The sequence below is a fragment of the Exiguobacterium sp. UBA6282 genome (assembly GCF_002440475.1).
In the GTDB taxonomy this organism is placed as follows: domain Bacteria; phylum Bacillota; class Bacilli; order Exiguobacteriales; family Exiguobacteriaceae; genus Exiguobacterium_A.
Genome location: NZ_DJUM01000008.1, coordinates 121,764 through 128,375 on the forward strand (window position 1 = coordinate 121,764; position 6,612 = coordinate 128,375).

Annotated in this window: 6 protein-coding genes; all 6 read right to left on the minus strand. The window is 47.2% G+C overall.

The window, feature by feature from the left end:
• Positions 1-17 precede the first annotated feature (17 nt).
• A complete protein-coding gene (locus tag B2751_RS02125; protein ID WP_035408815.1) occupies positions 18-482 on the minus strand; it encodes a 4Fe-4S single cluster domain-containing protein in 465 nt (154 codons plus the stop codon).
• Positions 454-2,283: an anaerobic ribonucleoside triphosphate reductase gene (locus B2751_RS02130; protein ID WP_035408818.1), complete on the minus strand. Its 1,830-nt coding sequence runs from the start codon at positions 2,281-2,283 to the stop codon at positions 454-456. Before B2751_RS02130 ends, B2751_RS02125 begins: the two co-directional genes overlap by 29 nt.
• Positions 2,284-2,523: 240 nt before the next feature.
• The gene (locus B2751_RS02135) at positions 2,524-4,563 is read right to left on the minus strand and encodes an ATP-binding protein (RefSeq protein WP_035408821.1); all 2,040 of its coding nucleotides are present in this window, start codon (positions 4,561-4,563) and stop codon (positions 2,524-2,526) included.
• 101 nt (positions 4,564-4,664) lie between these two features.
• Positions 4,665-5,189 carry an AAA family ATPase gene (locus B2751_RS02140; protein WP_290772471.1) on the minus strand — a complete coding sequence of 175 codons (525 nt, stop codon included), beginning with the start codon at positions 5,187-5,189 and terminating at the stop codon, positions 4,665-4,667.
• A 99-nt stretch (positions 5,190-5,288) separates the two neighbouring features.
• Positions 5,289-5,972 (minus strand): LrgB family protein, encoded by a 684-nt coding sequence (locus B2751_RS02145; RefSeq protein ID WP_290772474.1) that lies wholly within the window; start codon positions 5,970-5,972, stop codon positions 5,289-5,291.
• Positions 5,965-6,354, minus strand: a complete 390-nt coding sequence (locus tag B2751_RS02150; protein WP_290772477.1) for a CidA/LrgA family protein — start codon at positions 6,352-6,354, stop codon at positions 5,965-5,967. Before B2751_RS02150 ends, B2751_RS02145 begins: the two co-directional genes overlap by 8 nt.
• Positions 6,355-6,612 lie beyond the last annotated feature (258 nt).

The window sequence follows — 6,612 nt, forward strand, 5'->3', positions numbered from 1 at the left end:
GATGGGGGAGTTTTTGTCTAATCCAAACGTTTGTTTAAATGCTGTCGATCATACATTCGTTGATTCGTACTCCCCCGAAAGCTTGTCGTTCGGTCAAGTTTCGATAGGATGAACGGACCATCAATCAATCCATCTAGTCGGCGTAACAAGGGGTGCCATTCTCGGTGCTTGATGATCTCTTCCAACACATAGCCCGTATACAAGATCACTTCATAGTCTGGTCCGAGTCGTTCTAGTAGCCGATAGAGCGCTATTGCTTGTAACAACGGTTCCCCACCGGATAGCGTCAGGCGCCGGTGACCGGTTGCTTGAATCCGCGCGACCGTCTCGTCAATTGTCCAAGCTACGCCACCTGCAGGATCCCAGGAGGACGGATTATGACAGCCGGCACAGTGATGCGGACAACCGGCAAGAAATAACACCGTTCGTAAACCGGGACCATCGACGACGGAGTCAGGAAGAAGCGAGAGGACCCGTAACATCGTGTTTCACCCGATTCTGCTCTTCTGCCCGTTTCGCTTCATTCCAGCGGTCCAGCGTACCGACGAGATATCCGGTGATGCGCCGAATGCGTTCGATTGATCCACTCCCGCAAACCGGACATTGATCCTCGATCGTCTGCTCCGTTCGGCAATCAAGACAACGATCGACGGGATGATTGATTGATCCATAACCGATTCCAGCCTCCGCCATTAAACGAACGATGTCTTCGATTGCTTCCGGATTTCCAGCAAGCGCACCATCCGTCTCGACATAGGTGATATGACCGCCATTACATAATGCATGGAACGGGGCTTCGAGTTGAATCTTCTCACGGATCGTCACGGGCGCATCGACAGGAATGTGAAAGGAATTTGTATAATACGGTCGATCTGTCACTCCTTCGATCTCACCAAAGTCACTGACATCGCGACGTGTGAACTTACCGGATAATCCTTCGGCCGGAGTTGCGAGTAAACTAAAGTTCAACCCTGTCTGTTCGCCAAAATTGTCGACTACCGTCCGCATCGCTTGAATCAATGCAAGACCAATCCGGTGTGCTAGTTCGGAATAACCATGATGACTCCCCGTCAGAACGGACAAACATTCAGCAAGTCCGATGAAGCCGACCGCTAACGTCCCGTGTTTGAGGACCGGACCTACCTGATCCGTATTTCTTAGCGTCTCACCGTCTTTCCAGACGTGTTGATATAAAAATGGAAACTCGTCAGCCGTTCGACTTGCCTGGAACTCATACCGTGCGATGAGTTGCCGGCATGCAAGTCTTGTCGTATCTTGGACGACTTCGAACATTTGATCGACGGTTTGACTCTGGAGTGCCAAACGGACGAGATTGATGCTCGTGAAGGATAAATTACCACGACCTGTGACGGACGGTATGTCTCCACGATCCTCGAATACACGGGTCCGGCATCCCATATACGCGACTTCCGCTTTTCCCGGTTGCTCCTGGTGATTAAATGGTGCATCGAGAAATGCAAAGTTGGGAAACAATCGCTTTCCTGTTACCCGTGTAGCGAGTTGAAACAAATCATAGTTTGGGTCCATTGGTGACAGATTGATTCCTTGTTTCACTTTATAGATCTGAATTGGAAAAATCGGTGTCTCACCCTTGCCCAGCCCACGCTCCGTCGCTGTTAGCAAGGCACGTTGGAAGAGCCGCCCTGCATACGTCGTATTCGTTCCGTAATTGACGGATAAAAACGGAACCTGTCCACCACCGCGCGAATGCATCGAATTCGTATTATGAATGAATGCTTCACATGCTTGAAACGTTTTTTCATACGTCTCCTGCCATGCATGTCGCTCCCGCTTACGCCGCTTCCAATGCGGAACGAGGTCATTTAGTTTCGTCCATTCCCGTTGATAGGTCTTTTCAACGAACGGTGCTAAATCATCATCAAAGGTTGCGAAGGCTTGTCCGCCATGCTGCATGTTTTGATTCGCCTGGACGATGATTGCCGCAAGGGCAAGGGCAGAACGAATGTCTTGCGCCGGACGGATCGAACCGTGCGTTGTCTGAAATCCGTTTGAGAGTAACTGACCGAGCGGAATTTGGGCACAAGTCGTCGTCCCAGTCACATAATAATCGGCGTCATGAATATACAAAATGTTGTCGTCAAGCGCCTGCAAGACATCCGCTTCGAGATGTCGTCGCATCATCTGCCGTGCTGCTTCCCCAGCAATCCGTTGTAACTTCGCAAGTGGTGTTTTGCCATCAATGTTTGCATTCTCTTGTTCGATCTCTTGCGGTGGTGTGAGTAACGCTTCTAAGCTCTCCATGATTCTTCTTCCTCTCACGCTTTTTTGTAATCACTATAGCGAGAGTACAGAAACGTTAGCAATCCCTGCACAATTTACGATTTTTTCAACTGTTTCAGCCGTTCTGTCATCAATCTGTTCGATTTATCGTTCAAATGTCTGCATCTTACTCGTTTTAGCCAAGCGCATGAATTTGGACGAATCTCACACGTGAAACGACAAAAAAGAAGAGACGCATGATATCGCCTCTTCTTCGTCTCTTCATTCTGCTTCGAGTAACGCGTCCGTCGCACTTGGTAACTTGACCCGAAAAACCGTCCCTTCTCCCAAGATTGATTCGACTTCGATGTTGCCATCATGCGCTCGAACGATTTCCTTACAAATCGATAATCCAAGACCTGTTCCGCCGATTTTTCGGCTGTCTGAGTTATCGACACGATAGAACTTGCTGAATAGATGCGGCATCGAATGACTCGGAATCCCGATTCCGAAATCACGGACGCTTAGTTCAATCTGATTGTGCTGATGGGTCAGCGTCACAACGACATCCCCACCGTCCGGTGAGTATTTGACTGCATTATTCAATAGATTTCCAAGTAGCTGTTTCATACTGTTCGCATCTGCTTCGACCATAAAGTCCTGTTCGTCATTCAAATCAAGCTGCAGACTATGTTGTTCCGTCGCTGCTTGATAAAACTGAATTTGTTCCTTGACGATTTCTTTCAGATCAAAGATTTGTTTATCATACTCTTGCTTTCCTGACTCCATCCGCTGGACGTTCAAGAAGTCGCTGACAAGATTGGTCAATCGTTTCGATTCATCATGAATCGTTTGCAAGTATCGCTTGTTCCGCTCGGGATCCAGATCCCGTTTCAACATCAGCTCCGTAAAGCCATAAATCGAAGAGAGCGGTGTTCGAAGTTCATGCGAAACCGTCGAGACGAGTTCTGATTTGACCCGATCAACCTCTGTCTCAGCCGTGACGTCACGAAAGACGAGGATCGTTCCCTTCGACTGTTCTCCATGCGCGATGGCTTCGGCATAAACTTGAATGAAATATTCACCCTGGTCGATCGACAAAGAGAACATGCCCTCAGGGATCTCTCCCGATAAAACTTCTTCAAAGTACGCTTCAAAAGCTTCTTTCTGGTCCATCTGCTCGAACATCGTCTCTGGTTGGACCTCAAGAAACGTCATTGAGTCATTATCTTCCTCGACCTGTAACGACTGGAAGATATCAAATAATGCCTGATTCCCTAAGATCGTCTTTTCCTCATGTTTGATATAAAGAATCGCTTCCCGAACGGAATTCAACAGTTGCGCCGTCTCTTTTCGTTCGTATTCCATCTGTTCATAGAGTGACATCCGCATCAATGAGATCGCGATTTGTTTCGAGAACGATTCCAGTTCCGCTAGATCCTGTTGGTTGAATGGTGCGTCAAACCTTGCTAGATAGAGACAGGCAATCAATTCTTCTTTTGCCGGATCCATGATCGGAATAACACCTTCATAGACGTGATACGGATACTTGATGAGATCGTCGTTCGCGACCTTTTTTGAGGAATGTGCGGTTTCCTTTGAAATCATGACTCGTTTCAGCAGCAATGATTCTGTTTTTAAGCTCTCCTGCTGATCCTCCGTCATCTCCTTAGGAACGACTTGGGCGATCTCATTATTTTTGATCAGCAACAGGGCACCAAATTCCGTCTTCGTCAATCGGACGATCGTACTGATGACAGAAGAATAATCAAATAAACTCTCTTTTGAGGCAAGTGTTTCGATTAATTCGTTCCGATCTTGTAGATGCAACTCGTTCGTCCGGGTCACTTCCAAAGCGTGCTCAAGTTCGTCCTGCTTTTGCGTCAGTACTTCCTGATTGCGTTTCATTTCTTGATTCTTTGCTGATAGTTCCGCATGTTGTGATGAGATCGACCGTGCCATCTGGTAAAACGATGCCGTCAATTGACCGACTTCATTATGGCTGTCGACATCATGCTCGAGCGAAATAGACTTTCCTTCCGCAAGACGACGACTTTTGACATTCAATTCGCGGAGCTGTGATGTCACACGATGAATCAACGGACGGACGATGAACAATAGACAAAATAAAAAAACCATCAAGTTCAAAAACCAGAACCATTGTGTCTTTTGTAACTGGTCGAGTACCTGTTCTTTCGTCCGACCGTCTGCATTGTCCACGTATAAATAACTGGCAACCGATGTGATGACACTTAGTGCAAAGACACTATAAAAAATTGCCATCAACTGCCTGCCCAATTTCTCAGTCATCCAGTGTTTCATATTCATAAATCCTCCTAGCAATAAGTTGCCCTTCGTTCAAGATTGTTTCCTCCTCATCTATTATCATCTAATGATTCCCGGAAACATCTTTCTTGAATCCTTTATGGTCGGGCAGGCGAGAGTCCGATCCCAGTCACGAGGGCAATCGCATCGACAACTTGTCCTTTTGTCAGATCATCCGTCTCGATCTGTTGACTGAACAATGGATCGGTCAGTTGACGTAAGCGTTGTTCTGCCTGTTGACCACCCCATGAATTCGGATGCTCGAAGCGGCTAATCAACCGACGTTTGACAGTCGTCTCCTTCGCCATCAAGGCGATATGACGGACGTCATGACCGTTCGCTCGTAACGTCCCGATGATTTCCTGAAAGTACGCTGGATTCGTCAATGTCATCGGTACGATGATCCGCGCCTTTTCCGTATCGAGCTGCTCGAGGAGCTGTCGATTGAACGCACGCCACAACGGCTCATCCTGAAAGTCATCTTTGTTTGTCGGCAGCTGTGCTCGTAAAAAATAACCCGTCTCTTCCGGGTCAAAAATGTGCGAGCCGTTCCAACGTTGTTGTAATCCGTTTGCTGCAGTCGTCTTACCAACGCCAAACGTACCGTTAATCCAAATAATCATCTTGTTCTCCTCCACCCTGTTTTTGTTGTACTATACTGCTAAAACAGTCGACAAGTTTCAATCGACGATAAAAAAACACTCTGCTAAAGAACAGAGTGTTCACCCATATAACCATGTGATTAAAACCGGTGCGATGACACTGGCACAGACGGCCGTCAAGACCATCGTCAATAGACCGACCGCTCCTTCCCGTTGATCGAGACTCATCGACTTCGTCGCGCCCATGACATGAGCAATTGATGCTAAACCGACCCCACGGCTGACGAAGTGGCGAATCTTCAATCCCGTCATGAGCTTCGGACCAACGATCGATCCAGTTAACCCCGTCAATAAAACGAAGGCAGCCGTCAGCGTCGTCGTCCCACCAGCTTTTTGTGAAATTGCCAAGGCGACAGGTAACGTGACCGACTTCGGTAACAGAGCAAGATTCGTTGTCCGCTCAAGATGAAGCAATAGACCAAGTAACAAATCAGAGCTCATGGCAATACATGTTCCAAGCAAAACACCAAGTCCGATTTCTGGTAGAAAACGCCGAACGTGATGCCGGACGCGGTAGAGCGGAATCGCAAATGCCGTGATTGCCGGACCAAGCATCTTCGATAGATATTGTCCACCTTGCATGTATTCTGCGTGTGAGACTCCAGAACAGACGAGAATTAAGATCAAAACTGCCGTTACCGTCAGGATTGGTAACGTCCAGACACGAGGATAACGTTGATAGATGAACATTGCGATACTAAACAATGCAATTGACAGGATGATCCAAAACAGTGCCTCATTCATGTCGTGTCACCGCCTCTTTTCGGTGTGCTAGTCGATCAACGATATATGCTGATCCGACTAATGTCAGAAGGCTACTGACGATGACGATCAACACGATCTGTAAACCGGATGTCCGGAGAAATGCGGTATAATCCATGATTCCGGACAGTGCTGGAACAAAGAACAATGGCATGACGAACAGAAGAAATGTCCCGCCCCGTTCAACAGCAACAAGCGGAATCAGACGGCTTTTTAACGCCAGGTACAGTAGAATCAAGCCGATGATGTTACCGGGTAATGGTAACTCGAAGGTTTCGCTCACCCAGTCCCCACTGAGTGAAAAGCAAAAAATGAGTGCGATTTGAGCAATGATTTGAATAATACGCATAACGCGTGACAGCATGATAAAGGTCCCCTTGTTAACAGTTTCGGGTCCTATTATCCGCCTCTTTCCTTCAACAATCAATGAAATCTAGTGAATCAACCGAAGTAACCGTTCTCATGAAAAACCACACTTTTTTTGTATTAGAACAAACAAAAACTACTCAATCGTGTATAAGTACAATAAATGATTCGAGACGAACGAAAAAGAGGCTGACTCCAAAAAAGAATGACGCGTCTTTTCACGCCCTTTCCTCAGGCGAGACACAAGCCAGTTTTC

Bases quoted from the DNA above. Each gene is read 5' to 3' on its own strand.
- B2751_RS02125 (WP_035408815.1), bottom strand. From the start codon at position 482: ATGTTACGGGTCCTCTCGCTTCTTCCTGACTCCGTCGTCGATGGTCCC.
- B2751_RS02130 (WP_035408818.1), bottom strand. From the start codon at position 2,283: ATGGAGAGCTTAGAAGCGTTACTCACACCACCGCAAGAGATCGAACAA.
- B2751_RS02135 (WP_035408821.1), bottom strand. From the start codon at position 4,563: ATGAAACACTGGATGACTGAGAAATTGGGCAGGCAGTTGATGGCAATT.
- B2751_RS02140 (WP_290772471.1), bottom strand. From the start codon at position 5,189: ATGATTATTTGGATTAACGGTACGTTTGGCGTTGGTAAGACGACTGCA.
- B2751_RS02145 (WP_290772474.1), bottom strand. From the start codon at position 5,972: ATGAATGAGGCACTGTTTTGGATCATCCTGTCAATTGCATTGTTTAGT.
- B2751_RS02150 (WP_290772477.1), bottom strand. From the start codon at position 6,354: ATGCTGTCACGCGTTATGCGTATTATTCAAATCATTGCTCAAATCGCA.